The 26,640-nt window shown below is 53.9% G+C and carries 25 protein-coding genes; 8 read left to right on the top strand and 17 right to left on the bottom strand.

Annotated elements, in window-relative coordinates; translation table 11 throughout:
- The first annotated feature begins 100 nt into the window (after positions 1–100).
- The gene (gene dinG, locus CSE01S_RS04890; protein WP_042285078.1) at positions 101–2,278 is read left to right on the top strand and encodes an ATP-dependent DNA helicase DinG; all 2,178 of its coding nucleotides are present in this window, start codon (positions 101–103) and stop codon (positions 2,276–2,278) included.
- Here the strand turns inward: dinG and CSE01S_RS04885 are convergent.
- The 5 genes from CSE01S_RS04885 to CSE01S_RS04865 all read right to left on the bottom strand — a co-directional run bounded on the left by CSE01S_RS04885 (position 2,265) and on the right by CSE01S_RS04865 (position 7,628).
- Positions 2,265–2,768, bottom strand: a complete 504-nt coding sequence (locus tag CSE01S_RS04885) for a fimbrial protein (protein WP_042285076.1) — start codon at positions 2,766–2,768, stop codon at positions 2,265–2,267. The genes dinG and CSE01S_RS04885 overlap by 14 nt on opposite strands.
- Before the next feature lie 5 nt (positions 2,769–2,773).
- On the bottom strand, positions 2,774–3,763 hold the full coding sequence (locus CSE01S_RS04880) for a fimbrial protein (RefSeq protein ID WP_042285074.1): 990 nt from the start codon (positions 3,761–3,763) through the stop codon (positions 2,774–2,776).
- 17 nt (positions 3,764–3,780) lie between these two features.
- A complete protein-coding gene (locus CSE01S_RS04875; RefSeq protein ID WP_084588978.1) occupies positions 3,781–6,321 on the bottom strand; it encodes a fimbria/pilus outer membrane usher protein in 2,541 nt (846 codons plus the stop codon).
- Positions 6,322–6,350: 29 nt separating this feature from the next.
- The gene (locus CSE01S_RS04870; RefSeq protein ID WP_042285072.1) at positions 6,351–7,025 is read right to left on the bottom strand and encodes a fimbrial biogenesis chaperone; all 675 of its coding nucleotides are present in this window, start codon (positions 7,023–7,025) and stop codon (positions 6,351–6,353) included.
- A gap of 66 nt (positions 7,026–7,091) precedes the next feature.
- The gene (locus CSE01S_RS04865; protein ID WP_042285070.1) at positions 7,092–7,628 is read right to left on the bottom strand and encodes a fimbrial protein; all 537 of its coding nucleotides are present in this window, start codon (positions 7,626–7,628) and stop codon (positions 7,092–7,094) included.
- Positions 7,629–7,880: 252 nt separating this feature from the next.
- On the opposite strand from CSE01S_RS04865, the gene ybiB reads away from it, so the two are divergent.
- Positions 7,881–8,849, top strand: coding sequence for a DNA-binding protein YbiB (gene ybiB / locus CSE01S_RS04860; RefSeq protein WP_042285067.1), 969 nt, complete (start codon positions 7,881–7,883; stop codon positions 8,847–8,849).
- Between the two features lie 116 nt (positions 8,850–8,965).
- Here ybiB and ybiJ read toward each other — a convergent pair whose 3' ends face one another.
- The 3 genes from ybiJ to mcbA form a co-directional block, all read right to left on the bottom strand.
- Positions 8,966–9,226, bottom strand: a complete 261-nt coding sequence (ybiJ, locus tag CSE01S_RS04855; RefSeq protein WP_042285065.1) for a DUF1471 family protein YbiJ — start codon at positions 9,224–9,226, stop codon at positions 8,966–8,968.
- Positions 9,227–9,511: 285 nt separating this feature from the next.
- Complete coding sequence (locus tag CSE01S_RS04850) at positions 9,512–9,778, bottom strand: DksA/TraR family C4-type zinc finger protein (RefSeq protein WP_042285063.1); 267 nt, start codon at positions 9,776–9,778, stop codon at positions 9,512–9,514.
- Positions 9,779–9,890: 112 nt separating this feature from the next.
- The gene (gene mcbA, locus CSE01S_RS04845) at positions 9,891–10,151 is read right to left on the bottom strand and encodes a DUF1471 family periplasmic protein McbA (protein WP_042285061.1); all 261 of its coding nucleotides are present in this window, start codon (positions 10,149–10,151) and stop codon (positions 9,891–9,893) included.
- 284 nt (positions 10,152–10,435) lie between these two features.
- Here mcbA and rlmF point away from each other — a divergent pair, with 284 nt between their 5' ends.
- Positions 10,436–11,362: a 23S rRNA (adenine(1618)-N(6))-methyltransferase RlmF gene (rlmF, locus tag CSE01S_RS04840; protein WP_042285059.1), complete on the top strand. Its 927-nt coding sequence runs from the start codon at positions 10,436–10,438 to the stop codon at positions 11,360–11,362.
- On the opposite strand, the gene ybiO is transcribed toward rlmF, so the two are convergent.
- The 6 genes from ybiO to rhtA form a co-directional block, all read right to left on the bottom strand.
- On the bottom strand, positions 11,359–13,599 hold the full coding sequence (gene ybiO, locus CSE01S_RS04835) for a mechanosensitive channel protein (RefSeq protein WP_042285056.1): 2,241 nt from the start codon (positions 13,597–13,599) through the stop codon (positions 11,359–11,361). The two genes, rlmF and ybiO, sit on opposite strands and share 4 nt — an antisense overlap.
- Positions 13,600–13,716: 117 nt before the next feature.
- Complete coding sequence (glnQ, locus tag CSE01S_RS04830; protein ID WP_042285053.1) at positions 13,717–14,439, bottom strand: glutamine ABC transporter ATP-binding protein GlnQ; 723 nt, start codon at positions 14,437–14,439, stop codon at positions 13,717–13,719.
- Complete coding sequence (gene glnP / locus CSE01S_RS04825) at positions 14,436–15,095, bottom strand: glutamine ABC transporter permease GlnP (RefSeq protein WP_042285051.1); 660 nt, start codon at positions 15,093–15,095, stop codon at positions 14,436–14,438. The genes glnQ and glnP overlap by 4 nt, the downstream gene beginning before the upstream one ends.
- Positions 15,096–15,200: 105 nt before the next feature.
- The gene (glnH, locus tag CSE01S_RS04820) at positions 15,201–15,947 is read right to left on the bottom strand and encodes a glutamine ABC transporter substrate-binding protein GlnH (RefSeq protein WP_042285049.1); all 747 of its coding nucleotides are present in this window, start codon (positions 15,945–15,947) and stop codon (positions 15,201–15,203) included.
- 364 nt (positions 15,948–16,311) lie between these two features.
- A complete protein-coding gene (gene dps / locus CSE01S_RS04815; protein ID WP_042285046.1) occupies positions 16,312–16,815 on the bottom strand; it encodes a DNA starvation/stationary phase protection protein Dps in 504 nt (167 codons plus the stop codon).
- Positions 16,816–17,124: 309 nt separating this feature from the next.
- The gene (gene rhtA, locus CSE01S_RS04810) at positions 17,125–18,012 is read right to left on the bottom strand and encodes a threonine/homoserine exporter RhtA (protein ID WP_042285043.1); all 888 of its coding nucleotides are present in this window, start codon (positions 18,010–18,012) and stop codon (positions 17,125–17,127) included.
- A 412-nt stretch (positions 18,013–18,424) separates the two neighbouring features.
- On the opposite strand from rhtA, the gene ompX reads away from it, so the two are divergent.
- Complete coding sequence (ompX, locus tag CSE01S_RS04805; RefSeq protein WP_042285041.1) at positions 18,425–18,940, top strand: outer membrane protein OmpX; 516 nt, start codon at positions 18,425–18,427, stop codon at positions 18,938–18,940.
- A 59-nt stretch (positions 18,941–18,999) separates the two neighbouring features.
- On the opposite strand, the gene CSE01S_RS04800 is transcribed toward ompX, so the two are convergent.
- Positions 19,000–20,580, bottom strand: a complete 1,581-nt coding sequence (locus CSE01S_RS04800; RefSeq protein ID WP_042286193.1) for a phosphoethanolamine transferase — start codon at positions 20,578–20,580, stop codon at positions 19,000–19,002.
- Between the two features lie 276 nt (positions 20,581–20,856).
- On the bottom strand, positions 20,857–20,985 hold the full coding sequence (gene mntS, locus CSE01S_RS22135) for a manganase accumulation protein MntS (protein WP_072014953.1): 129 nt from the start codon (positions 20,983–20,985) through the stop codon (positions 20,857–20,859).
- Positions 20,986–21,171: 186 nt separating this feature from the next.
- Between mntS and mntR the strand changes: the two genes are divergently transcribed.
- Together mntR and CSE01S_RS04785 are read left to right on the top strand one after the other, a co-directional pair.
- Positions 21,172–21,645, top strand: a complete 474-nt coding sequence (gene mntR / locus CSE01S_RS04790; RefSeq protein WP_042285036.1) for a manganese-binding transcriptional regulator MntR — start codon at positions 21,172–21,174, stop codon at positions 21,643–21,645.
- Positions 21,642–22,751, top strand: a complete 1,110-nt coding sequence (locus tag CSE01S_RS04785) for an anion transporter (protein ID WP_042285035.1) — start codon at positions 21,642–21,644, stop codon at positions 22,749–22,751. The genes mntR and CSE01S_RS04785 overlap by 4 nt, the downstream gene beginning before the upstream one ends.
- 101 nt (positions 22,752–22,852) lie before the next feature.
- On the opposite strand, the gene ldtB is transcribed toward CSE01S_RS04785, so the two are convergent.
- A complete protein-coding gene (gene ldtB / locus CSE01S_RS04780; protein WP_042285033.1) occupies positions 22,853–23,773 on the bottom strand; it encodes a L,D-transpeptidase in 921 nt (306 codons plus the stop codon).
- Between the two features lie 218 nt (positions 23,774–23,991).
- Here ldtB and CSE01S_RS04775 point away from each other — a divergent pair, with 218 nt between their 5' ends.
- Together CSE01S_RS04775 and CSE01S_RS04770 are read left to right on the top strand one after the other, a co-directional pair.
- Positions 23,992–25,584: an ABC-F family ATPase gene (locus CSE01S_RS04775; RefSeq protein WP_042285031.1), complete on the top strand. Its 1,593-nt coding sequence runs from the start codon at positions 23,992–23,994 to the stop codon at positions 25,582–25,584.
- Positions 25,585–25,705: 121 nt separating this feature from the next.
- Positions 25,706–26,620, top strand: a complete 915-nt coding sequence (locus CSE01S_RS04770) for a DUF4019 domain-containing protein (RefSeq protein ID WP_233422691.1) — start codon at positions 25,706–25,708, stop codon at positions 26,618–26,620.
- The last annotated feature ends 20 nt before the right edge of the window (positions 26,621–26,640 follow it).

The raw sequence follows: 26,640 nt of genomic DNA, 5'->3' as shown, positions 1-26,640 counted from the left end.
TCGTGTTGCGAGCGGCTTTCCAGAACCGGTAAAAAAGGTACTGACTGAACCTGAAATGTGCCACAATAGTGGCTGTTTATACAGTGTTTCAGGTTTTCTCATGGCATTAACCGCCGCGCTAAAAGCGCAAATCGCCGCCTGGTATAAGGCGCTTCAGGAACAGATCCCCGACTTTATCCCCCGCGCGCCGCAGCGACAGATGATTGCTGACGTGGCAAAAACGCTGAGTGGCGAAGAAGGGCGGCATCTGGCGATTGAAGCGCCAACCGGGGTGGGGAAAACCCTCTCGTATCTCATTCCCGGTATCGCCATCGCCCGCGAAGAGCAAAAGACGCTGGTGGTCAGTACCGCCAACGTGGCGTTACAGGATCAGATCTACAGTAAAGATCTGCCGCTGCTGCGCAAAATCATTCCCGATCTCCGCTTTACCGCCGCGTTTGGGCGCGGACGCTATGTGTGCCCCCGCAACCTGGCGGCGCTCGCCAGTTCCGAACCCAGTCAGCAGGATTTACTGGCGTTTCTTGAGGACGAACTGACGCCAAACAATCAGGAAGAACAAAAGCGCTGCGCGAAGCTGAAAGCCTCCCTTGACGGCTACCGCTGGGACGGCCTGCGCGATCATACGGATATCGCCATTGATGACGATCTCTGGCGACGCCTGAGTACCGACAAAGCCAGTTGTCTGAACCGCAACTGCCATTATTACCGTGAATGTCCGTTCTTTGTCGCTCGCCGTGAAATTCAGGAAGCGGAAGTGGTAGTGGCTAACCATGCGCTGGTGATGGCGGCGATGGAAAGCGAGGCCGTGCTGCCGGACCCGAAAAACCTGCTGCTGGTGCTGGATGAAGGCCATCACCTGCCGGACGTCGCCCGTGACGCGCTGGAGATGAGCGCAGAAATCACCGCCCCCTGGTATCGGCTTCAGTTGGATTTGTTCACCAAACTGGTGGCGACCTGCATGGAGCAGTTTCGTCCCAAGACCACGCCGCCGCTGGCAAATCCCGAGCGCCTGAACGCCCACTGTGAAGAGCTGTACGAACTTATCGCCTCGTTGAATAACATTCTCAATCTGTATATGCCCGCCGCTCAGGAGGCAGAACATCGCTTCGCGATGGGCGAGTTGCCGGACGAGGTAATGGAGATTTGTCAGCGGCTGGCGAAGCTGACCGAAACGCTGCGCGGGCTGGCTGAACTTTTCATAAACGATCTCAGCGAGAAAACCGGCAGTCACGATGTGGTTCGCCTGCACCGGGTGATTCTGCAGATGAACCGGGCCCTGGGGATGTTCGAAGCGCAAAGCAAGCTATGGCGGTTGGCTTCGCTGGCGCAGTCTTCCGGCGCGCCGGTCACCAAATGGACGACGCGGGAGGTGCGCGACGGGCAGATCCACGTCTGGTTCCACTGCGTTGGCATCCGGGTAAGCGACCAGCTTGAACGGCTGCTCTGGCGCAGCGTGCCGCATATTATCGTCACCTCCGCCACGCTGCGCTCGCTGAACAGCTTTTCGCGGCTTCAGGAGATGAGCGGTCTGAAGGAAAAAGCGGGAGACCGCTTTGTCGCGCTCGACTCGCCGTTTAACCACGTTGAGCAAGGAAAAATTGTTATCCCGCAGATGCGCTATGAGCCGCTCATTGATAACGAAGAGCAGCACATTGCCGAAATGGCTGCCTATTTTCGTCAGCAGGTCGAAAGCAAAAAGCACCTCGGCATGCTGGTGCTGTTCGCCAGCGGCAGGGCGATGCAACGCTTTCTTGAGTACGTTACCGACCTGCGGTTACTGCTGTTAGTGCAGGGCGATCAGCCACGCTATCGGCTGGTGGAACTGCATCGCAAGCGGGTGGAAGGCGGCGAGCGCAGCGTGCTGGTCGGGCTGCAATCCTTTGCCGAAGGGCTGGACCTGAAAGGCGAATTACTCAGTCAGGTGCATATCCATAAGATCGCCTTTCCGCCCATTGACAGCCCGGTGGTCATTACCGAAGGCGAATGGCTAAAAAGCCTGAATCGTTATCCGTTTGAGGTGCAGAGTTTGCCTGCGGCATCGTTTAACCTCATCCAGCAGGTCGGTCGTCTGATCCGTAGCCACGGCTGCTGGGGCGAAGTGGTGATTTATGACAAGCGGCTGTTGACCAAAAATTACGGCAAGCGGCTACTGGACGCGCTGCCTGTTTTCCCCATTGAACGCCCGGAGGTGCCGGAAGTAAAAAAACGCCCGGCAAAAGTGGCTGCCGGGCGAAGAAAAAGCATCCGTGCTAAGGGGCGCAGTCCTACTGGTAAGTGAAGGTCACCTGCACAACGCTGCTGAACGTGCCGGCGGTGACGGGCATGGCGGTAGCGTAATAACGCGCCGCCAGCGGAAAGGTGGCCGTGCGGTCGCTGGGGTTGATCACCGCGCTGAACGCGGCCTGGGGGGCGATAAGCATATGGTCCTGGCGGTCCGCGAGTTCCAGCGCCAGTCCTTTGGCGCTACCGATATTGGCGAATTTTGTCGGGTGCGAGCTGTCAGGCTTTCCATAAAAAAAAGCTGTAGCAAGGGTGAGCGATTCCGGGCAATGCGTCACCGTCAGGGAAAAGTCTTTCCATTCACCGGTGTCGCCAATGTCTTTAAAGCTACCGGAAACCGCCTGGCCTAAATCCACCGTCAGATTGCGGCTGGCGCTGTCAACGATGCAGGTATTTGCGAAGATATTACCGTTCATCTGAATCTGAATATCATCCGCGTTAGCTTGCGCGATCACACCCAGGGCAAGAATCAATGCGCTCTTTTTCATCGTGGTCACTTATAGGCGAGGGTAATGGTCGCCACGGTATTGGCAGGGCCGGGAGTGACGACCTCGCGGGTCTGCTGGTAGCGCACCTGGAAAGGTATGGTCAATGTTTCGTTGGCGATCGCCTGACTTGCAGTTTCAACATAGCTGTCAAAGGTGGCCAGATGGCCGTCAAAGAGCATCCTGACGCCAATCCCGGTGGCCATTCCTTTCTGCTGCGTCAGTTTCAGAACGCCTTCGAACGCCGATTCATAGCCGTTTGCGCTGGTTATCTTCACCTGCGGCTGAACAGTGCTGTCGCAGTGTACCGTCACGTCAAAGCTTTGAGCGGGGGTGGACAATGTTCCGACACTCACGAAATCGCTGACCGGAAAATCACCGAGATTAACGGTGAGATTTTTCGGCAACACCGAGCAGGTGACCTCTTTCAGAATGACATTACCGGCATACGAAAGGGTATTGGGATCGCCGATCCCTTCATGAGCATAAATACCGATGCCAAATGTTGTTTGCGCCTGTACCAGCGTACCGGATGCGACTTGATTACTCGTTTTAACCAGTTGAAGCGTCACGTCGAAATTAAATGACTGGTAGCCATCAGAAGAGACATAGGCAATCGGCGTGGCGCGTGAGTCGCACTGTTGCCCGCCAGCACCGCTGATGCGTTGGCCTTTGTCATTCATCAGCGCCACGCCGATACCGGGCACGCCGGAATCGTACACGCCGTTCATTCCGGGGATTTCAGCGCCGGAACCATAATAACAGGAGATAATTTCCAGTCCGCTGTCGTAACGCTCATCGCAGTTACCCGCGACATGTACAGTCTGTTCTGAGCCGGGAATGGTTTCGCCAATGGCGAGCGTAACCGGTACCGAAATCGAAGGCACGTTAATCAGTTTTGGCATGTCCGGCGTGTGGCAGGACGCTTTGGCGTGCGGCATAAACAACCCGGCAGCGGTAAGGATCGCCAGGTAAAAACAATGCTTAATCATATGCATATGTATTGCCTTAATGGTCAGTGACACTGCGCGGCAGCGTTAATGATGCGGGTTTCGTTTTTCTCATCCGTAAGCGCGTAGTCAGCGACGCAGTGCTCGCTGGTATCGTCCCCCCAGGAAACGGCGAGACGTCCATGTTGAGGCAGACCGGAAAGATAGGTTTGTCCGTCAGCGCCGACAATAAATTCGCTGTCCTTATCCCCTGTCGTAACCGTTGCGCCAAAGGGGAGCGGTTTGCCGTTTTGCGTAAGCGTCATTAACACTCTGTTGCCTGTGCGGGTGTTAAAACTGGCGCGAACCACGGCGCCGCGGGTCGGTGTGACAATTTGCGCCGCATGGGTCACGTCGGCATCATCCGGCAATGTTTCGGTATCCAGTGAAATGGTGTTATGACGGTAGGCCGTGACAAACGGAACGACGGTGTAGCCGCGAAAATCCGTTTCTACCCCTGTCTGGTTGGTAATATGCGTGCCATATGCACCTGGCGCTTTCACCAGAGCAATGGTTTCGCCAAGCGGTTGACTCAATGTGATCCCATTGGCATGAGCAACGATGCCTCCTTGCAGTCCCACATTCACCGTACGCTGGTATTTATCCTGACTGACGCCGCCGCTTACTTCACCATAAGTCGCTTTGTAATCCATATTCATACTGGTTGAACTGCCGCTACCGGTATTGCTCAGCCCTTCCTGCAGGCTCCAGTTAAGATTGTCCTCCTGCAGTGCGGTGCCGTTAAGGCCGATATTTTGCGTGGCGCCTGTCCGGGTGTTGTTCAGGTTGTACGTCGCCCATGTGTTGTGCATCCAGCGATCGAGAGGTATGGAAACGCTTAGTGCGAACTGGTTATCGTTCTGGTCGGCGCTTTTGTCGTCGCTGTCGCGGGTGTTCTTGTTCATGCTGTAGCTCAGGCTATAGCTTACGCCGTGCCAGCTGTTGTTGTAGCTGACGCTCATTGACGTCATGTCCTGGCGTTGACTCCAGTACGTTTCTTTCACCAGACTGAGCGTAAGCGAACCCCAGCGCTCACCCAGCGTCTGGTCAAGGGTGGCCTCGGTGCGGGCGCGACGCTGCCGGGGAGCGGAGACGTCGTCAGCCTGGGTATAGGATTCCAGGGTGTCTTCGAGGGTATAGAACCCTTTGCTGTTGTAGCGATAGCCCGCCAGTGAGAAGTTGGTGCCGGAACCGACAAAATTTTTGCTGTAACGCACGCGCCAGGATCGGCCTTTATGGGCTTGCTGTTTTTTGAGCAGTGCTTTCGCACGGGTAACATCGACGGAAAACGCCCCTAAATCACCGAAATTTTTCCCGGCGCCGATGGCCTGCGACTGATAGTGGCTGCTGTGCTGCACCCCGCCATAGGCGGTAACGCCGTAGGGTAAACCGTAAATAGCGCTGCCCTGGGCGAACGGCGTTTTCTCAACGTGACTGTCATAGGAACGATAGCGACCCGCGGTAACGCTGTAACGCAGGTGCTTTTCACGCTGCAGAACCGGTACGGAGGCATAAGGCACGACGAAGTGGTTTTCACTGCCGTCCGTCTCCTGGACCGTGACCTGAAGGTCGCCGCTGCTGCCGGTAGGGTAGAGATCGTTAATCTCAAACGCGCCAGGCGCAACGGTGTTTTGGTAAATGACGTAGCCATTCTGTCGAACGACGACCCGCGCATTGCTGTGGGCGGTGCCGCGAATAATCGGCGCATAGCCTTTTTCGCTGTCGGGCAGCATCTCGTTTTCAGCGTTTATCTGCGCGCCGGTATACGGCACGCTGTCAAAGACGTCTGCTGGCGAGGAGCTTTGACCGACTGTCAAAGTGCTTTTCAGGGCGACAATATCACGCTGCGCGTAGGTATAGACGGAGGAGAATTTCTCCTGACGATCGTCGCCCGTGGCATTACGGTTCCAGGTGGAATAATTACGCACCCGCCACGCGCCGATATTCAGCCCTGGGCGGAGGTTGATGTATTGGCTGCTATTGTCCTGGCTGTTTTGTTGCCGCGCATGGCTGTGGCTGGCGTTAGCGCTGTAGTTAATCAGACCGGCCGTGATCCCTTCGTCAAAGTCTTTCGGATCGATATAGCCGCGCGGCACCTGTCCCAACGCTGACTGGGGGATGCTGAGTAACAACTGCTGATTGCGTACGCGGAAGGTGGCCGATGCGGCAGGGATAACGCTTAAGTCCGCGCATTTGCTCTCTGTCATAAGCTGAGGATAGGCGTCTGTCTTAATCCCCAGCGTCTTGAGATCATCCAGCGAAAAGCAAGGCTGGAGGGTACGCGTTCCTTTCGCGTGAGTCTGTAAATTGAAGGTGACGTTACGGGTATCGACTTTGCTGTTATTAATAAAAATTGTCACCTGATAGTTGCCAGGCGCCTGGCCGGGACCTTTTTCATAAATCGACAAATCCGTCTTTCCCTGCTGCGGATTATCAATATCCAGTAACGCCGGATTAAAATAATCATCCGCTCTGGTTTGCTGCGCAAAAACTGCCGCCGCCAGTCCACATAGCAGGACCAGCGCGGCAAATAAGCGGCAGGAAAACGGCTTTTGATGACTATACATAATAAATATGGCGCCAGAGGACAACGTTATTAATGCAGGGTCTTAGTGAACGTCTGGCTAATGCTGCCGTAATCCGTGATGATGGAATAGGTTAACGCTGTTCCGTCAGCCTCCGCCGGGAGGGCAAAATGCGTTTCGGCCTCAGGGACCGCCCACGTCGCTTTATTCACTCTGTGGCCGGTCAGCGTCACCTTCTGAAAATTCATATAGAATGGGGTCGGGTTTTTTACCACCACATCGTGACCTTCGCGACGCCATTCCAGTTTATTGGCGACGTCTTCAGGCTTACCTTTAATGCTTGACGGGCGATATAGCAGCTTAATGCGTGTATTAATGGCGATTTGCAGGGTGTTAACCCCTTCAATTCGCTTTGACGATGGGATCGCTTTAATATTCAACCAGTACAGGGACTCGCGGTCTTTCGGTAGATCTCCACCGGTGCGAACGACACGCAGAACATTATCCTCATTGGCATCGAGGCGGAATAAAGGCGGGGTAATTAAAAAGGGGGCTTTAGTCCGATTATTACTGCCAGAATCTACCCAGGACTGTACCAGATAATCCATGCTATCTGGATTTGAAATACCAAGAGAAGATTCCTTTTTTTCTCCCTGATAAACCAGGCGAGTGCCGTTAATAATAACACCCGCATGTGCCGTTGCGGCTACCAGAAAAAGTGTGCTCAGTAAATAACCGTGGCGCATACCTGTTTCTCAACGTAAAGAGAGGAAGCCGCGCAGACGTAACGCGACTCCTCTGGATGGGGAATATCAGTTATAGATAACAGTGAAGGTTGAAACGGAATTAGCCGGACCTGCGGTTATAGCCGCCTGAGTCTGGATATAGCGTGCGGCAAACTCCAGATCGTTGACCGAGCTTCCTGACATTAACGGATATTCGCGGGAAGGCGTGTATAAACTCACCGGTTGCTCAGCCGAATCGAGCAACTGGATGGCCACGCCCGTTGCCGCATCGGCGCCCGGGGTGATTGCCAGCGAGCGATTGTCGTTTGCATCCGGCGTTCCGCCGAAATTAATGGCGGCAGACGTGACAGTCTCCGGACAACCCGTCAGTTGAATATCAAACTTTGTTGCCGTGCTGGTGGAGCCAGCACCGGTAAATACCGTTTTTGACACCTTACCTAACTGCACATTTAACGGGTTGCTCAACCCGTTCACAACCTGACAGGCGGAATCCACGATTTCGCCGGTAAAGTTAATTTGTCCTTCGCCATTGGTTGCGGCAAATGCCGATGCAGTGCATCCAACCGTTGCCGCGAACACTAAGCCTAAAGCCACCTTGTTCATAATCATTCCTGGTATTCTCTGGGTAAAACGTTGCCTGGACGTTGTTACCGATAGTCCTCACTATTGATGCGTTGGATATTTAAGCAGAATGAGGGGCAGGAAGATTGTGTAGAGATAATCACAAATATTTGAACTTGCGCTTGCATTTGTAGAACTTTTTCAAAAACAGATGATTGGGCAGCGCGATAAAAAACTATCAGCCGTCTCTGGTTAAGGGCTATATTGTTAAAAAAATGTCACAGGGGAGACATCATGGATTATCGCAGCATCATTAAAGAGATTGGCCGGGGGAAAAATCACGCCCGCGATCTGGACCAGGACACGGCGCGCGGCCTGTATAGTCGGATGCTAAACGGCGAAGTGCCTGAGCTGGAAATGGGCGGTATTCTGATCGCGCTGCGCATCAAAGGGGAAGGTGAGGCGGAAATGCGCGGATTCTATGAGGCCATGCAGCATCATACGATTACGCTCACCCCGCCCGTTGCGAAACCGATGCCGATTGTTATTCCTAGCTATAACGGCGCGCGTAAACAGGCCAATCTGACGCCGCTGCTGGCGATACTGTTGCATAAACTGGGCTTCCCGGTGGTGGTTCACGGCGTCAGTGAAGATCCCACGCGTGTCCTGACGGAAACGATTTTCGAACTGATGGGCATTCCGCCGACGCGTCATGCCGGGCAGGCGCAGGCAAAACTGGATGGTCACCAGCCGGTATTTATTCCGGTCGGTGCGCTGTGCCCGCCGCTGGAAACGCAGCTGGCGATGCGCTGGCGCTTAGGCGTTCGCAACAGCGCGCATACTCTTGCCAAGCTGGCAACGCCGTTCGCTGAAGACGCCGCGTTGCGTCTTTCCAGCGTCTCCCATCCCGAATATGTCCCCCGGGTGGCGAAGTTCTTCAGCGACATCGGCGGTCGCGGTCTGTTGATGCACGGTACGGAAGGGGAAGTGTATGCGAATCCGCAGCGCTGTCCGCAAATCAGCCTGATAGACGGCAGCGGCATTCGGGTATTGCAGGAGCGCCAAAGCGAAATCCCGGACGCGCCGGTGCCGCTGCCTGCGGCAAAAGATCCGCAAACTACCGCGCGCTGGATCGAACGTTGTCTTGCCGGAAGTGAACCGGTTCCGGCGTCAATAAAGCGCCAGATGGCGTGCTGTCTGGTGGCGACCGCTGAAGTTGAAACGCTGGAAGAAGGCCTGGCTCGGGTGAATCAGTCGTTTTAAGCGACGGCGAAAACGGATAAAAAAAAGCCCGTTCAGTGGCGGACGGGCAAACAAGGGTAACAATGGTTCAATGAGGGTTGGAGCAGTGTGTCTGTCGGCAAACAGACGGGGTGAAATTATTTATAGATAACAGCGGTGCCGCTCATTTTGTTGTTGTTGGTGGCGGAGGTAATGCTGTATCCGCTGGCGCCCGCAGCGGTCGCTTTTTCAGCCAGTTTCGCTTCCAGGCCGTCCAGCGTGGTTGCGCCATCCGCAGACACTACACCGATTTTATTCATGCTTTGCGCCTGTGCAGCAGTAACGGGTTCGGCCGCGAAGGCGCCAAAAGAGAGTGTGGACAGGGCAACAGCAGCAATAGCGTATTTGATGTTTTTCATTATTAATCTCTCGCAGGTTATTCTTTAAGGAAGACGATGTTCCGTCGATGTGATGAGTATCACGGTTTTTGGCGAGAGAGAAAATCGAATAGAATTGACCGCCTTCATCAAATAAATTGAATGAAAAATAACTTATTGATTATTAATTAATTCATGGCATGAATTTACGCTTCTTCGCAGTCGGCTTTACAGTAGCGTGTTTAACGGCACGTTTTGCCACGCAGACTGCGTTTTAACGTGAGTGTAAGCGAAACGGCAAATTCTACAGATCCAGGTAAAGAAAAGTCAGCGTAACTGGCTGTCTTTGGAGCCTCTGCGATTATATCCTGCATATGTTGCATTATGTAAATCTTTCTCCCGTTGACAGGCGAGGCATAGCCGCACGCCGGGTATCGCCTGGCGTCGTGCTTCAGGGATGGGATCACCGCATTCTGCACATTCATACAGACTATCACCACGCGGAATTTCACCGCGTACGCGGGCAACGGCATCTTCAATCGTACTGTTGATCTGTTCGTTTACGGCGTCATCATTAGCCCAACCGGAGGCCATAGCGTGTTCTCCTTATGATAGATGGATAATTAAGTATAACGGGTCTGCGGATTCGCAGGGTATCAGCCCGAAAGACGCATGCGCCATCGGGCCGGAGGAGATAAAAGGAAGGTTATTTATAGATCGTGGCCGTGCCATACATCTGATTTTTACCGCCTGCGGAATTAACGACGAAGCCGGTTGCGCCTTGCTCCTTCGCTTTTTCCGCCAGTTTGTCTTCCAGTTCGCTCAGGTTGGTTGCGCCGGTGGCGGAAACGGTGCCCGATGCGCGCAACTGTCCGGCATCCGGACTGCTCAGAGGCTGTGCGGCTGACGCCGCGGACGCTATACCGGCAAACGCGGTGGCGAGGAGGAAGGCGAGGCATTTTTTCATGATGCGCTCCTTGGTGAAACAACGTGTTGTGCCTCCTAAGTGTAGGTCGCCACAGTCGCGGCAACAGCGGAAAAAATTGATGAAGATATGCTCAATTTTTGAACGATAATAATTGACGTATTTTTACAAATCAATGACATACATCATGCTGATTTTCTGAGGATTTGAGCGATGCCCGTCACAGGACGACGCTGATCAGGTCCTTTGAACGGGTTTTCGCTTTGCACAGGTTTACCACATTGCGTTATGCGGGTATCTTACGCCGCTGTTAAAAGGAGAAAGCTATGGCCCCCCAGAAACCGGGATTACACCCGCGTAACCGTCACCACAGTCGCTACGATCTGACCGCGCTCTGTAAAGTCACGCCTGAGCTGACGCAGTTTCTGACCCGAACACCCGCGGGCGAACAAAGCGTCGATTTCGCCAATCCGCAGGCGGTCAAAGCGTTGAATAAAGCGCTGCTGGCCCATTACTACGGGGTGGCGAACTGGGATATCCCTGACGGTTTTTTATGCCCACCGGTACCGGGACGGGCAGATTATATCCATCACCTGGCCGATCTGCTGGCTGAAACCACGGGCAGCGTTCCCTCATCGGCCACGCTGCTTGATATCGGCGTGGGGGCAAACTGTATTTATCCGCTGATTGGCGTTCATGAATACGGCTGGCGCTTTACCGGTAGCGAGACCAACGATCGCGCCTTTGCCAGCGCACAGGCGATTATCAACGGCAACCCCGGACTGACGCGCGCAATACGTTTGCGTCGGCAGAAAACCGCTTCGGCTGTCTTTAACGGCGTTATCCATAAAAACGAGCAATACGATGCGACGCTGTGCAATCCGCCGTTCCATGACTCAGCCGCCGCCGCGCGTGCGGGTAGCGAGCGTAAACGGCGTAACCTGGGGCAGGATAAAGACGACGCGCTGAACTTCGGCGGCCAGCAGCAGGAGCTGTGGTGTGAGGGGGGCGAAGTGGCGTTTATTAAAACCATGATTGCCGAAAGCCGGGCTTTTGGGCGCCAGGTGATGTGGTTTACCACACTGGTGTCACGGGGGGAAAATCTGCCGCCGCTGTATCGGGCGCTGACGGATGTCGGCGCCGTCAGGGTGGTGAAAAAAGAGATGGCCCAGGGCAATAAGCAGAGTCGCTTTATCGCCTGGACCTTTATGGACGATGACCAGCGCCGCCGTTTTAACGCGCGTCAACGCTAAAGCGTCGGAGCGTTTGGCGGTAGCGGCGCGGAAGCGGTTTCTGCCGCCGGCGACATCGTCGGCGCAGGCAGGACCTGATACGTCTGCACCGGCGGGCGCACCCCGGCCAGGTCGAAATGTTTTTTCACCTGGCTGTCCAGCGCGAAGCGGACCGTCCACTGTTTTAGCGGCAGGGTCGTGAACGACACGCGCAGCGTAAAGGCGGTGTTGGTCAGCCCTACGATACCGGCAAAGGTCGGCTCACCGATGATCAGGCCCCGCACCTCCTCATTTTCCATCACCGCGTTAACCGCGTCTTTCAACGCCTGATTGGCTTTGTCGGCATCTTCCTGACGGTCCACGTCGTAGTTCGCCACCACCGAACCAATGCCGCGCACAAAGTTGGCGAAGGTCGTGATCGAGGACCAGGGAATAATATGATATGCCCCGGTGTCCTGCCGCACGCCAACCGAACGAATTGACATCCGCTCAACCGTTCCGGTCAGCGGCCCGATGGTGACCAGATCGCCGGTATTCATGCCATTTTCGAACTGGATAAACACGCCGGTAATAATATCTTTGACCAGCGTTTGCGACCCGAACGAAATCGCCAGTCCCAGCGCGCCGGCGCCTGCCAGCAGCGGTGCGATATTCACCCCGATCTCCGAAAGCACAATCATAATGGTGATGGTGCTGATGATCACCGCCAGCGCGTTGCGAAACAGCGTCAGCAGCGTGCGGGTGCGCGCACTGGGTAATGGACGACCATGAATATCGGAGGCCAGACGGTTTTCGATTAGGCTGGCGAGAACGGTCCAGCCCACCGCCGAGAAGAACAGGATCAGCGCGATACGGATCAGGATATCCACCGTCTTTTCACCCGCGCCGTTGTGCAGCCAGTTCCAGAAGTCGAACAGTCCCCAGGCATTCAGCAACAGCATGATGGCGACGCACACCGACAGGAAACGCGCCACTTTAAGCGCGGTGGACAGCCAGCCGTTCAGGCGCTTTTGCAGTTCAGGATAATTTCGCTGCGTGTGTGGAGAGAGGGTAATGGTTTTGGCGATCCAGCGAGAGAACATCCCCGACACGAAAGCGGCAATGGCGATGATGGCCAGACTGCGCACCGTTGCGCCCATCATAAATTTCAGGCTGTTCCCCGGATCGAACAGCGAAAAGAAAAACAGGACGATGAAATAGGCGCTTGCCAGCCAGTGCCACACCAGCGCAAAAGCGCGAATAAACAGGCTAAAAAAGGCCAGCGAACGATCGGCCAGGTTCAGCAGATGCCCGGTGATATCCTTTTTATTATGAAAGATCAGATACAGCGCCCACAGCGTTATGCACAGCATGATCGCCACGTTCGCCATCGCGCCGACCTGCACGTTGACCTGATTAGAAATAATGGGAACGGCGACGATCAGCCCATAGCCAATCAAACTGCTCAACGAGCTTAACCGGCGGTTCCAGTACCGGGCATTGCTGTCCTGAATTGAAAACGGACGCAGCTCCGCCACTTTCGGGCAGAAGATCAGACGCAGTATCGCTTTAAAAAACTCAATCAGGGCAAAGGCATTGAGAAACAGACTCTGCTGAAACGCAATGGTGCGGCTTCCGGCGTTTAGCCTGTCGCTCAGTAACTGCCCGACAAATAGCGTCAGCGCCAGCAGTAGCAGATCGATAATAAAAGCCCCGACGATCATCGCCGGAAGCTGAAGCCAGTTGCGGCGCTCACGATTTTTCTTCCGCGCCCAGTTACCCATTTTGCGATACAGCGGAAGCGCGCACCGACGAATCAGCCAGTAAAAGCTGAACACGGCGACCGCCAGCATCAGGAAGTGGGTGAGGGCGTTGGTGAACGTCTGGCTGTTAAAGGGTTTATGCGGTGCGTCGGTGATATTACGATAAAGCTGGGCGAAGCGCCCGGCGAAGGCCGCACCGTAGCGATGACTGATGTCGGTGATATTCTCCAGCACCGTTTTTTCTTCCACAACACCAGGAGGAACGATTTTGGGGGAGGACTCAGGCGCGGATGTTGTGGCGGCGCTGCGCAACTGGCCAATGAGTTCCTTGCGCGACGCCTCATTTTCCAGCACATCGGCCAGAGCGGCATAAGCCGCTTTTTTTTGTTCAATGTCCGGCTCGGGCGCGGGCGCAGTTTTAGCATCTGCCGCCGGGCTGGCGGTCACGCCGGGAATCGTCACCGCATGGGCGGGCGCCCCCGCCAGACAAATGAGGACAAACAGGATCCACCGCATGACTCCTCCAATGAGAAAATTGTGCAAAACAATAAGTATAGTTGCTGGAGGGATGAGGTTTGGATTTGGGAGGAGTCGTAGAAAACCTCCCCTTCGGCGCGAAAGGGAGGCGAATCGTCAGGAAACGTGCTGCAAAAATTCCTGTAGACGCTGACTTGGCGGGTTTTCAATCAGCGCCTGCGGATTGCCGTCTTCGGCAATCCGGCCTTTGTCAATGAAGATAAGACGCGAGGCCACTTTTTCGGCAAAGCCGATTTCATGGGTTACGATGACCATGGTCATGCCTTCTTCCGCCAGATCCTGCATGACTTTCAGAACCTCGTGGCGCAGCTCGGGGTCAAGCGCAGAGGTCGGCTCATCAAACAGCATCATTTTCGGCTTAACCGCCAGGGCGCGGGCAATCGCCACACGCTGCTGCTGCCCGCCTGAAAGTTCAGACGGATAGTGGTGCGCGCGTTCGGCAAGGCCGACCTTCGCCAACAGCGCTTTCGCCTGTTTTTCCGCCTCTTCTTTACGGGTGCCGCGCACGCGCAGCGGGCCGAACATGACGTTTTCCAGGGCGGTCAGATGAGGAAACAGGTAAAACTGCTGGAATACCATTCCCGCTTCCTGGCGAATCAGACGCTCGTCTACCTTCGGATCGTTGACCTTCAGGCCGTCAACGATCAGATCGCCGGAGGTGATCTCCTCCAGTTTATTAATGCAGCGTAACAGCGTGGATTTTCCGGAGCCTGACGGCCCGATAATCACCACCACTTCGCCCTGTTTGATGTTCAGATCGATATTATGCAGCACCTGGGTTGGGCCAAAGTGCTTGGAGACGTTTTTAAATTCAATCACAGGATTTTCATCCTTCTTTCCAGACTACGAAGCACGATGTTCAGAACCTGCGTGATGATGAGGTAAATCACGCCGACAGCGGTCCAGATTTCCAGCGCGCGGAAGTTGCCGGCGATGATCTCCTGGCCGCTGCGGGTCAGCTCAGCCGCCCCAATCACGATGAACAGCGAGGTGTCTTTAATGCTGATAATTAACTGGTTGCCAAGCGATGGCAGCATGCGGCGCAGCGCCAGCGGCATAATCACGTGACGAATGGTTTCGCGACGTGAAAGCCCGAGCGCCAGCCCAGCTTCGCTGAACCCTTTGTGGATCGACAAGACCGAACCGCGGGTAATTTCCGCGATGTACGCGCCGGAGTTAATCATGATGGTGATTACCGCCGCGCTAAAGGTGTCGATGCGCAGGTCCGGGAAGGCCATCGGCAGGGCGAAGTAGATGTACATCACCTGCACGACGATAGGCGTGCCGCGAATGATTTCGATAAACACAAGGGCGACGTGATTGGCGATCCAGCCGCCGTAAGTACGGGCTAACCCCGCCAGCAGGCCAATGACGATCCCCCCGGCGAGGCCGAGGATCGAGATCCACAGGGTCATTTTGGCGCCCTGAAGCAGGATCGGAATGGCGGGCCAGATGGCGCTCCAGTCAAACTGCATATGTTATTCCTGTTACCGTGGTGAAAATAGCTGATCGTACGATGGCTAAAAGTGTAGGCCCGGCAAACGCTGCCGGGCGTTACAGAGCCTGGCTCTCAGGCTGTTTTATTTCGGTTCAGTACCGAACCATTTTTTGTAAATTTCGTTGTAAGTGCCGTTCTCACGCAGGGTTTTCAGCGCGCCGTTCACTTTTTCACGCAGATCGTCACTACCTTTCGGGAACGCGATACCGTACTGCTGCGCTTCCAGAGACTCGCCGACCGCCTTAAACTGGCCGTTGCCGGCGGTTTTGATGAAATAGAGGATGTTTGGCGTGTCGTGCAGAACCGCGTCCGCGCGATTGGTGCCCAGCTCCATATAGGCGTTATCGATGTTCGGGAACTGGCGCAGATCTTTGGTCTTGATGTTCGCTTTCGCGTAGTCAACGGAGCCGGTGCCGCTCTTCACCGCCAGCACTTTACCGTCCAGATCTTTCACGCTTTTCACATCGTTGTTATTCGCTTTCACCATCACTAACAGGCCGCTTTTGTAGTAGCCGTCAGAGAAATCGATCGCTTTTTTACGCTCGTCGGTAATGGTGATGCCCGCCAGCGCCAGGTCGACGTTGCGGGTTTGCAGTGCCGGGATAATGCCGCTGAAATCCATCGGCTTCAGTTGATAGTCCAGCTTCAGCTCTTTCGCGACGGCAGCCCACAGATCCACATCAAAGCCAACGTATTTGTCACCCTGTTTGAATTCAAACGGAACGAACGCGGTGTCAGTCGCCACAATCAGTTTTTTTTCCGCCGCGTGAGAAGAGACGGCAAAAGCCAGGGTAAGTGCTGCCAGTGAAACGTTTAATAAAGACTTCATAGCATTTCCTTTTTTATCCACGGGGCGATCCCCTGCAAGAACAGTAAGCGTAATGAAAGATTCGTGCCAGTTTTGCAACCCCTTGTTTTAACAAGAGGCCGCAACGCAAGTTTGCACACGCAGCGTGGCAAATGTCGCTTTTTGCACCAAAACGGGGCACTAAATGAGTGCATGACCGGAGTGGCGCTAGCAGTCTGCTTATTTAGCGTAAATATTGCTGTTAAAACAATCTTTCGTTAACGATTGTGTGAGGTGATTATTACAATAAATTTACTTTATTGCGGCAGGGAGGCCGGGCGATGCACTATAAAAGTGCAAAACCCCCGCCGAAGCGAGGGTTGTAGAGGTCTTACTTATGACGCGATTATTCGATGTTAGATTCGATAAACCACAGGAATTTGTCGAGATCGCGTGACGCGGCGGTGAAGATATCAGCGGTGTCTTCATCCTTCGCTTCGCCAATCGCTTTACGCACGTCGTTTGCCACGACAGCATAACGATCTGCCAGCTCCTTCAGGTGATCCTGAACGGTATGGATGTCCAGCGGATAGCTTTTCAGCGGGGTTTTGCTGTTGATAACCTGAGTCGTCCCTAAGGCAACGCCACCCAGTTGTACGGCACGTTCAGCCATAGTATCCAGATGATCGGTTAACGCAGTACGGAAGCCATCCAGCATTTCGTGTACGGCAATAAAATTAGCACCGCGCATGTTCCAGTGCGCCTGTTTCGTAATCAGAGACAGGTCGATAAACTGAATAACCTGACGATTCAGCAACTCAACCGTTGCTTTCTTATCGCTGTCGGAGACATCGTTGCGGGTATAAAGCAGATTGGACGCTTTTGTTTTTACCAATTTAGCGGTACTCATAATTTCATATCCTCTTGATGTTATGTCCCGGTAATTAACGAAACTAAGTATAGCACCGGTTATCGATCCTGCTTTTCTGGCTCTCCCTATCGCTTTAATAGCGCATTGCCATGTTCATCAGGAATTGCATTGCTATTCATAATGTTGCAAATGAAAAATTATTCCGTAAGGCCATAGCGATATTAACCTGAGTCCAGGAATATCCTTGCAAATAAACATCGGTAAAACACATAGCGCCAGGGCGGAAAATAGCGTGGGTAAGCGGAAGGATATTCTGCATGGTTATGCAAACCATGCAGAAATGTAAAATTACTTTACGTCAACTTTTTTAATTTCAGTATCGCGTCGAATCGTTAACGTTGAACCCATAGAGGCGGCAATGATAGCCCCCAGCGCCAGCAACTGGATGACGGTCAGCGTTTCGCCGAGGAACACGATGCCGGCTACCGCCGCCAGCGCGGGCTCCATGCTCATCAACGTGCCAAACGTTCGTGTCGGCAGTCGGGTTAAGGCAATCATCTCCAGGGAGTAGGGGAGCGCAGTAGACAGCACCGCGACGGCCAGTCCCAGTGGGATTATCGACCAGTGCCAGAGCGCCTCGCCAGCCTGTGCTGCGCCGAGAGGAACAAACACAATGGCGGCAATCAGCGAGCCGACTGCGACCGTTGCCGGCCCATGTTCCGCCCCGGCGCGCTGGCCGCTAAGAATATAGATAGCCCAGCAGGCGCCCGCGCCCAGCGCCAACGCTGCGCCTGTCAGGTCGACATGCGACACATCCTGACCCAGCGGCAGCAAAAACCACAGCCCGAGTACCGCCAGCACCACCCAGATGAAATCCACCGGACGTCGAGACGCGAACAGCGCCACGGCCAGCGGCCCCGTAAATTCCAGCGCAACCGCGATGCCGAGCGGCACCGTCTGAATCGACAGGTAAAAGAGATAATTCATCCCACCCAACGACAGTCCATAGAAAAGCAGCGGCAGCCGCTGTTCTTTCGCAAAGCGCAGACGCCAGGGTTTAAAAAAGGCAACCAGAATAAGTGTGCCCAGCGCCAGGCGCAGCGCGGTAACGCCCGGCGCGCCAACCAGAGGGAACAACGATTTTGCCAATGATGCGCCGCTCTGAATGGAGCACATCGCAATCAGCAGTACGACTATCGGCAACCAAACTGGGATTTTACGTGAAGACCCTGGCATCCTTTCTCCTGACACTGGACGGTAAAACACGCCATCGTTGAGCCTGGCAAAGAACCAGCCGCACGATGGGGCGCGTGATGTATAGAAAAGTAAAACAGGCAGTGTAATGGAATAAACCTTTAACGGTTGAGTCTTTGTTGAAAAATTTTTCGTGAAACGTCGTAGAATGAAAGGGTATTGATGAATTAATAAACTTTATGATTAGGAATAATCTGGATGAATGTCCGTTGTTATGCGCGTAATAATGTGCTGGATTTCCAGAAAAGTGATGTTATTTGAATAGGATAGCGGGTTGTGGAAATGTTTTGTTACATGAATTGACCCGTTAGACATCGCGAATCGCAAAGAGTTTCTCATCAATTTTTGATATATTTAAAACTTAGGACTTATTTGAAGCACATTTGAGGTGGTTATGAAAAAAATTGCATGTCTTTCAGCACTGGCCGCTGTTCTGGCTTTCACTGCAGGTACCGCTTCTGCAGCAACTTCTACTGTTACCGGCGGTTACGCACAGAGCGATGCTCAGGGCGTAGCGAACAAAATGAACGGTTTCAACCTGAAGTATCGTTATGAGCAGGACAACAACCCGCTGGGCGTAATCGGTTCCTTCACTTACTCTGAAAAAGATCGTACTAACAGTGCGGGCGATTACAACAAATCCCAGTACTACAGCATCACCGCGGGTCCGGCTTACCGTCTGAACGACTGGGCAAGCATCTACGGTGTTGTGGGTGTTGGCTACGGTAAATTCCAGCAGACTAACTACCCTGGCTACAAAGATGACACCAGCGACTACGGCTTCACCTACGGTGCTGGCCTGCAGTTCAACCCGATCGAAAACGTAGCTCTGGACTTCTCCTACGAGCAGAGCCGTATTCGTAGCGTTGACGTTGGCACCTGGATCGCCGGCGTTGGTTACCGCTTCTAATCACTTCGGTGATATAAAAAATCCGCCTTTCGGGGCGGATTTTTTTTTGCCTGTGCCGGTTACTTCGTCGAGAAAATGTCCGTCCCCAGATGGTTATAATCCACTTTCTGTAACTTGAAGTTGGTAATGTACACTGGCCCGGCCTTTTGCTCGGAGATAAAACGGTAGCGGGGTTTGATCTCCTTCGCGCGAATCCCCGTCCACTGGGAGAAGAAAGCGAGAAAGTCGTTAGCCGAGCGCCGCGCTTTAATTACCTTATGCGCTTTGTCATCGCTGGAAAGCACCATAAACGGCACCTGGAAGTTTTGCTGGAACGCGTCATCGTGCGCCAGATACTGCACCTCTTTTCCGCGTTCCTTAAAGGCCAGTCCGTGATCGGAGAAATACACCAGCGAGAAACTGTCGCCGCTGTTGCGCAGTTGATCGTAGAGTTGACGAAGCAGGTCGTCGGTCTGCGTCATGGTATAAAGGTAGCAGGAGGTCTCTTTCGACTGTACAAACGTCGCGTATTTGCCAAGTGTTCGGTCGCAGGCCTGCGGATGTGAGCCCATTAAATGCAGCACAATAAGCTGCGGCTGGGTGCGCTCGGTCGCCAGTACCTGAGCGGTCATTTTCAGCAGGGCGGTGTCCTGAGTGTTTTTATCCGCTTCGAAGTCGCCGCTTTTCAGGAACTGAACTTCGTCTGCCCGCCTGGCGATGCTGGCGATGGCGGTATCGTACTCCCCGATTTGCCCCTGATTTGAGAACCACCAGGTCTGAAAGCCCGCGCGGTTCGCCAGCGTGACAAAGTTATCCTGGAACTGCGGTTTGTCCTCCACCACCCGATTAAGCGTAAGGCCCAGTGATTTTTGCGTGGAGCCGCTGGCGGCGACATAGTCGGTAAACAAATACCCGTTAACGCTGCTGGCAAACGGTGTGTTATCCCAATGTCCACCAAACGCGCCAAGCGCATCGCGACGGGCGCTTTCGCCTATCACCACCACGTAGGTGTGATATTTCGGCTTCACGGCGGTGACGGTCCATGTATCTTTCATGCTGGCAAGTTTCGCCATGCGCGCCTGTTCGTCAATCACCTCGTTATTGTTTACGATAACGTCTTTTGCAAAGCGGAACACCGGATAACCGGTATCTTTGAGCTTAAATACCCCGCCCCAGGCCAGGTTTTGCAGTGGCGCGACAAAAAATGCAACTACGCTGAACAGTAGGCAGAGGCTGTCAAACGTGTTCCAGCGCGCCTGCACTTCCTCTTTTTTGCGACGAACGGCAATAACGCCGAGCGCAAAAATAAACACGCCAACCAGATAGCTGTACCACGGGAAGATGGTCAGTATTTCCGTTGACTCTTCCATATTGGTGGAATGCAGCGCCAGCAGTGTATTAAAGTTCGGCGCGCCGTAAGCCTGGCCAAAAGGGAAATACATCGCCGCCACCAGCGAGCAGAGGCCAATCAGTCCTTTTTGTACACGCGGCGCGGTACGCCACAGCAGAAGCAAAATGCAGGTAAAGGCCGTGGTATAGAGCAGACTAAACGGGTAGCCCAGCGCCAGGTTGATCAGCAGAGACTGTAATAAATAAAAGGCCGTCCACGGGCTCATTGCCCGGGTGCGCGTCAAAAGCGTCTCTTTGAGGGTTAAATTCATATGCCACAATCTAAAAAACGCCATGTGCTCACCCTGGCGCCAAGGGTCATCGCCTGCTGAGCGTGCGTTAAGAGGGGAAGAGGTCCGCATCTGCGAGCCGCAATATAGGCAGGGCTGCAAGAAGATAGAGCCTGTGAAACAGAAGGTCAACTGGCAGTATGAAATTGTTTTGCGAAGACGTTAGCAAATCCGACAAAAAGAAGGGATGTCTGGCTGGCAGGTGAGTATAGCCGTCGAACATGACAGCAAGATGAAGCGGCGTACCGCGACGCCGCATTATTTTTTTGACGGGGTGTCCTGTTCCGGTTTGCTGCTAATCATATCGCACAGCATCGAGAGCAGCATTAACCGAACCTTAAAGGGAGAATGGCTGAACACGCTTAAGCACCTCTTGAACTCATTCATTGTGACCTCCTGACTGACCGATCCCCTCGATCCGTGAAGGGTGTCTGCATTACATACAGATATAGCACAGGCTATATTATATAGCTATTGCTAAAACGTTAATTTTTTGTGCCGGGGCAACTCTGGTTTACAATGAGCGTTCTCCAGAACGATGCGGTCAATGCGTCACAGGAATGAGGAAGCAGAATGAGTCGTCGCGCAGGTACGCCAACAACGAAAAAAGTGACGCAGTTAGTGAACGTTGAGGAACACGTCGAAGGGTTTCGCCAGGTCAGAGAGGCTCACCGTCGCGAACTGATTGACGACTATGTGGAGCTAATCTCCGATCTGATCATTGAGGTCGGCGAAGCGCGTCAGGTCGATATGGCGGCGCGTCTTGGGGTTTCCCAGCCTACGGTGGCGAAAATGCTGAAACGCCTGGCGTCGGTAGGTCTGATCGAAATGATCCCCTGGCGCGGCGTCTTTTTAACGCCGGAAGGGGAAAAGCTGGCGCAGGAAAGCCGCGAACGGCATCAAATCGTTGAAAACTTCCTGCTGGTGCTGGGGGTGAGTCCGGAGATTGCCCGGCGTGACGCGGAGGGGATGGAGCACCACGTCAGCCAGGAGACGCTGGACGCTTTTCGCGCGTTTACGCAGCAGCATGGAACAGCCTCTGAATGAACCTGCCTTTTTTTCGGGCGCTGAAACGCGACCGTTTTTTCCATCTCTTGCTCGTTGTGGGCGTGGGATTAAGTTTTTACGTGCCCTTCAGGCCGCAAAGCTGGGTCGCAGCGATTGACTGGCATACGATCGTTACCCTGAGCGGCCTGATGCTGCTTACAAAAGGCGTAGAGCTGAGCGGCTATTTCGATGTAGCAGGGCGGAAAATGACCCGACGGCTGGCGACAGAGCGCCGTCTGGCGATATTTATGGTGCTGGCCGCCGCGCTGCTTTCTACGTTTCTCACTAACGATGTCGCCTTGTTTATCGTTGTTCCGCTGACCATCACCCTTAAAAAGCTGTGCGCCATTCCGGTAAACCGACTGATTATCTTTGAAGCGCTGGCAGTCAACGCCGGTTCGCTGCTTACGCCTGTCGGCAACCCGCAAAACATCCTGATGTGGGGACGCAGCGAGCTTTCATTCGCCGCGTTTATCCTGCAGATGGCCCCGCTTGCCGCGGCGATGATGCTGACGTTGCTGGTACTATGCTGGTTCTGCTTTCCGAACAGACCGCTGGAATTTCACAGCGGAACGCGGTCGCCAGAATGGCAGCCGCGGCTGGTGTGGAGTTGTCTGGCGCTGTATCTCGTCTTTCTGACGGCGTTAGAGCTGAAACAGGCGCCTGTAGGACTGGCGATTGTGGCGGTGGGTTTTTTGCTGCTGGCGCGTCGCGTGGTGCTGAGTGTGGACTGGACGCTGCTGTTGGTGTTTATGGCGATGTTCATTGACGTTCATTTGCTGACGCAGTTACCCCTGTTACAGGGGGCGTTAAATCATGTCAGCACGCTCTCTGAACCGGGACTGTGGCTGACGGCGATCGGCCTGTCGCAGGTTATCAGTAATGTGCCCGGCACCATCCTGCTGCTGAATTATGTGCCGCCGACGATGCTGCTGGCGTGGGCGGTGAACGTGGGCGGGTTTGGCCTGTTGCCTGGCTCGCTGGCGAATTTGATTGCCTTACGGATGGCGAATGACCGACGCATCTGGTGGCGCTTTCATCTTTATTCGCTGCCGATGCTGGTGTGGGCGGGACTGGTAGGATACGGGCTGCTGTTGGTGTTGTGATGGCCCGATGGCGTGGTGCTTATCGGACCGACGATCTGACTCAGCAGGATGGGTAGGGCGCAAGCCGCTACCCAACGCTGGTCACTGATTAGTTCAGATGATTAGTTCAGACGAACCGGCATACCGGAGCGGTTTTCAATGGCCTGGGAGAGAACCGCCTGGTCAACGTCCGCCTGTTCGGTGATGCTCTTCACGCCCTTCGTCAGGGTGATCGGTACGATCTCTTCGCCTTCGAACTGCGCTTCGGTGGTAGACAGCGGATTATGTACCTCGATATAGCGGCTACCGTCTGGCTCGGTGGTGGCTTTGACCGGCTCATCGATAAACTGTACGCGGGTACCGACAGGCACGTTTTCGAACAGGAATTTAATGTCCTCGTTACGCAGACGTACGCAACCGTGGCTCACGCGCAGGCCGATGCCGAAGTTAGCGTTGGTGCCGTGGATCGCATACAGGCGGCCAATGTACAGCGCGTAAAGACCCATCGGGTTATCCGGGCCAGCCGGTACGACAGCCGGCAGCGGTTCGCCCGCCGCGCGGTACTCGGCGTGCATTTTCGCGGTTGGCGTCCAGGTCGGGCCCGCTTTCTTACGTTCAACCTTCGTGGTCCAGTTGATCGGCGTATCTTTGCCTAACTGACCGATACCGATAGGCAGTACGATCACGGTATTGGTGCCTTTCGGATAGTAATACAGGCGCATTTCCGCGCTGTTAATGACGATGCCTTCATGCACGGTGTCCGGCAGGATCAACTGTTGCGGAATATTCAGCACCGTACCGCCTTTTGGCAGGAAGGTGTCCACGCCCGGGTTTGCTTCGAGCATGTTTGAAAGCCCCATCTGGTATTCAGCCGCAAAATATTCCAGCGGCTGGGTATTACCTTCCGGGATGGTGATAACCTGGTTTTGACCAATCAGACGGCTACCATCGGTTGGCAGTGGATAAGTCACGGCAGAAGCGGTACTGCAAAAGCCGACTACAGCGAGTGCCGCCGCGAAAAACGTTGTTAATTTCATATTCATGTTATGCGAGATTCAATGCCTGGCAGGCTGTTGGGTTGAGAATTCTGTAGTGTTGGGAGCGCATTATATGTGCATTCCCGCTAACAGGGAATTCAGATGTGTACGAAATCACATTTTTTTCCCCCGGTTTAACGCGTCGCCGTTTACCGCAGGGCGGGATCTTATTGAAGACTTGTGGCATAATGCGCGGTTTGTCACATCTTCTTTAGGATACGTCCGTGTTAGTTTCCAGTAACGTCACCATGCAGTTCGGCAGTAAGCCGCTGTTCGAAAACATTTCCGTCAAGTTTGGCGGCGGCAACCGTTACGGCCTGATTGGCGCCAACGGTAGCGGTAAATCCACCTTTATGAAGATCCTCGGCGGCGATCTTGAGCCGACGCTCGGCAACGTGTCTCTCGATCCCAACGAGCGGATCGGTAAACTGCGCCAGGATCAGTTTGCCTTTGAAGAATTCACGGTGCTTGATACCGTGATCATGGGTCACGGCGAGCTGTGGGAAGTGAAGCAGGAGCGCGATCGCATTTACGCGCTGCCTGAAATGAGCGAAGAAGACGGCTACAAGGTGGCCGATCTGGAAGTGAAGTATGGCGAGATGGACGGCTATTCCGCGGAAGCGCGCGCCGGTGAACTGCTGCTCGGCGTGGGTATCCCCGTAGAACAGCACTACGGCCCGATGAGCGAAGTCGCGCCAGGCTGGAAGCTGCGCGTGCTGCTGGCGCAGGCGCTGTTCTCCGATCCGGATATTCTGCTGCTCGACGAACCGACCAACAACCTGGATATCGATACCATTCGCTGGCTGGAACAGGTGCTCAACGACCGCGATAGCACCATGATCATCATTTCGCATGACCGTCACTTCCTGAATATGGTCTGCACTCACATGGCGGATCTGGACTACGGCGAACTGCGCGTATATCCCGGCAACTACGATGAGTATATGACTGCCGCGACCCAGGCGCGTGAACGCCTGCTCGCCGATAATGCCAAGAAAAAAGCGCAAATTGCCGAGCTGCAGTCTTTTGTCAGCCGCTTTAGCGCTAACGCGTCAAAATCACGTCAGGCCACGTCCCGCGCCCGTCAGATTGATAAAATCAAACTCGATGAAGTCAAAGCGTCAAGCCGTCAGAACCCGTTCATCCGCTTCGAGCAGGACAAGAAACTGTTCCGTAACGCGCTGGAAGTGGAAGCCCTCAGCAAAGGGTTTGACAACGGTCCGCTGTTTAAAGGCGTTAACCTGCTGCTGGAAGTGGGCGAGAAGTTGGCGGTGCTCGGCACCAACGGCGTCGGTAAATCCACCCTACTGAAAACGCTGGTCGGCGATCTGGAAGCGGACAACGGCACCGTGAAATGGTCTGAAAATGCGCGCATAGGGTATTACGCGCAGGATCACGAATATGAATTCGAAAACGATCTGACGGTGTTCGAATGGATGAGCCAGTGGAAACAGGAAGGCGACGATGAGCAGGCGGTGCGCAGCATTCTGGGGCGTCTGCTGTTCAGCCAGGACGATATCAAAAAGCCGGCAAAAGTGCTCTCCGGTGGCGAGAAGGGGCGGATGCTGTTTGGTAAGTTGATGATGCAGAAGCCTAATATTCTGATCATGGACGAACCGACGAACCACCTGGATATGGAGTCTATCGAGTCGCTCAATATGGCGCTGGAGATGTATCAGGGCACCCTGATCTTCGTTTCCCACGACCGCGAATTCGTTAGCTCGCTGGCGACCCGCGTGCTGGAAATTACGCCGGAACGCGTCATCGACTTTAGCGGAAGTTATGAAGACTACCTTCGCAGCAAAGGTATCGAATAGTTTTCCCGTCATCTTTCACACGACAGGCGCAGCTAATGCGCCTGTCGCGCGAAATACAGAGAAATAAACCATTAATCCCTGCTGTGGTGTTAATCTGAAAGCGTGTCACAAGTGATGAAATGTGGCCGACATTCCGGCTAAGATGCTTCCCGTTTATTTTAACAAGGACAGGGAAGAAAGAATGAATCAGCCAGTAACGGTCTCTTTAGCTACGCTTAAAACACAGTTATTAAACCTGAATGCCAACAACGACAGGCCGTTTATTCTTCAGGAAGAGGGCAATGAAATCGTTGCCACATGGAATATTGTGGATGCCAAATGGCAGGAAATTTTAGGCAAAGCAGGTCTGAAGAAACAGTACGAGCTACGGCTGTTTTTCGATGAACGCAAAAAACAGGTTCGCTATCGCGAGACATCCACCGACGTGGAATGGAATGCTAATGCTGGCGGTTTTACGTTTGGCAAGTCAGCGCATCTCGGTAAGCGACTGGAATTCTCTACGGGTAGTGCCTGGGGCGTCAAAGAAGATGGCAGCGTGGGCAAAATTTATGGTTATACATTTGTCTCAACAGAAATAATGGATCCCGTCTTCGACATCGTCCGTAATGCCGGTTGGCAGGTACAGGGCATTCTGGCAGACAAGAAAAAAAGAAAATATGTTGTCGCAGGCGTCATTGGCGCAATATTGCTCGTCGTCGTGGGTATCGCTTCAATCCTCTTCGTTTCGTTGGGCGGAGTAAAAGAGGCTGCCCGTGCGGAAATCGATCTGCTGCGCAATGAGCAATATGGTGAAGCCTGGCGGGCGAGCGCCCATGCTATTCAGCGGAAAATGACGGAAGAGGAATTTATTCAGGCGACGAAAGCCATTAACTTCTCTGAAATTGACGATTATTCATTTAATAGCATTAGCGTTGCCGACAATGTCGGAACCTTGTCGGGCAAAGTCACGTTCAGGAATGGCGCGCCGGGGGTGATTACCGTCACTATGTACAAAGAAAACGAACAGTGGAAACTGGCCGGGGTTTCCGTCAATTAAAAGCGTTCCGGTTTTCTTTC

Origin of the sequence: Citrobacter sedlakii NBRC 105722 (assembly GCF_000759835.1) — a bacterium.
GTDB classification, from domain to species: Bacteria; Pseudomonadota; Gammaproteobacteria; order Enterobacterales; family Enterobacteriaceae; genus Citrobacter_A; species Citrobacter_A sedlakii.
Note: the sequence above shows the minus strand (reverse complement) of the source record. Positions and strands in the feature narration are given on the sequence as shown.

Excerpts from the sequence above, each read along its gene's own strand:
- dinG (WP_042285078.1), top strand. The coding sequence starts at position 101 with ATGGCATTAACCGCCGCGCTAAAAGCGCAAATCGCCGCCTGGTATAAG.
- CSE01S_RS04885 (WP_042285076.1), bottom strand. The coding sequence starts at position 2,768 with ATGAAAAAGAGCGCATTGATTCTTGCCCTGGGTGTGATCGCGCAAGCT.
- CSE01S_RS04880 (WP_042285074.1), bottom strand. The coding sequence starts at position 3,763 with ATGCATATGATTAAGCATTGTTTTTACCTGGCGATCCTTACCGCTGCC.
- CSE01S_RS04875 (WP_084588978.1), bottom strand. The coding sequence starts at position 6,321 with ATGTATAGTCATCAAAAGCCGTTTTCCTGCCGCTTATTTGCCGCGCTG.
- CSE01S_RS04870 (WP_042285072.1), bottom strand. The coding sequence starts at position 7,025 with ATGCGCCACGGTTATTTACTGAGCACACTTTTTCTGGTAGCCGCAACG.
- CSE01S_RS04865 (WP_042285070.1), bottom strand. The coding sequence starts at position 7,628 with ATGAACAAGGTGGCTTTAGGCTTAGTGTTCGCGGCAACGGTTGGATGC.
- ybiB (WP_042285067.1), top strand. The coding sequence starts at position 7,881 with ATGGATTATCGCAGCATCATTAAAGAGATTGGCCGGGGGAAAAATCAC.
- ybiJ (WP_042285065.1), bottom strand. The coding sequence starts at position 9,226 with ATGAAAAACATCAAATACGCTATTGCTGCTGTTGCCCTGTCCACACTC.
- CSE01S_RS04850 (WP_042285063.1), bottom strand. The coding sequence starts at position 9,778 with ATGGCCTCCGGTTGGGCTAATGATGACGCCGTAAACGAACAGATCAAC.
- mcbA (WP_042285061.1), bottom strand. The coding sequence starts at position 10,151 with ATGAAAAAATGCCTCGCCTTCCTCCTCGCCACCGCGTTTGCCGGTATA.
- rlmF (WP_042285059.1), top strand. The coding sequence starts at position 10,436 with ATGGCCCCCCAGAAACCGGGATTACACCCGCGTAACCGTCACCACAGT.
- ybiO (WP_042285056.1), bottom strand. The coding sequence starts at position 13,599 with ATGCGGTGGATCCTGTTTGTCCTCATTTGTCTGGCGGGGGCGCCCGCC.
- glnP (WP_042285051.1), bottom strand. The coding sequence starts at position 15,095 with ATGCAGTTTGACTGGAGCGCCATCTGGCCCGCCATTCCGATCCTGCTT.
- glnH (WP_042285049.1), bottom strand. The coding sequence starts at position 15,947 with ATGAAGTCTTTATTAAACGTTTCACTGGCAGCACTTACCCTGGCTTTT.
- dps (WP_042285046.1), bottom strand. The coding sequence starts at position 16,815 with ATGAGTACCGCTAAATTGGTAAAAACAAAAGCGTCCAATCTGCTTTAT.
- rhtA (WP_042285043.1), bottom strand. The coding sequence starts at position 18,012 with ATGCCAGGGTCTTCACGTAAAATCCCAGTTTGGTTGCCGATAGTCGTA.
- ompX (WP_042285041.1), top strand. The coding sequence starts at position 18,425 with ATGAAAAAAATTGCATGTCTTTCAGCACTGGCCGCTGTTCTGGCTTTC.
- CSE01S_RS04800 (WP_042286193.1), bottom strand. The coding sequence starts at position 20,580 with ATGAATTTAACCCTCAAAGAGACGCTTTTGACGCGCACCCGGGCAATG.
- mntS (WP_072014953.1), bottom strand. The coding sequence starts at position 20,985 with ATGAATGAGTTCAAGAGGTGCTTAAGCGTGTTCAGCCATTCTCCCTTT.
- mntR (WP_042285036.1), top strand. The coding sequence starts at position 21,172 with ATGAGTCGTCGCGCAGGTACGCCAACAACGAAAAAAGTGACGCAGTTA.
- CSE01S_RS04785 (WP_042285035.1), top strand. The coding sequence starts at position 21,642 with ATGAACCTGCCTTTTTTTCGGGCGCTGAAACGCGACCGTTTTTTCCAT.
- ldtB (WP_042285033.1), bottom strand. The coding sequence starts at position 23,773 with ATGAATATGAAATTAACAACGTTTTTCGCGGCGGCACTCGCTGTAGTC.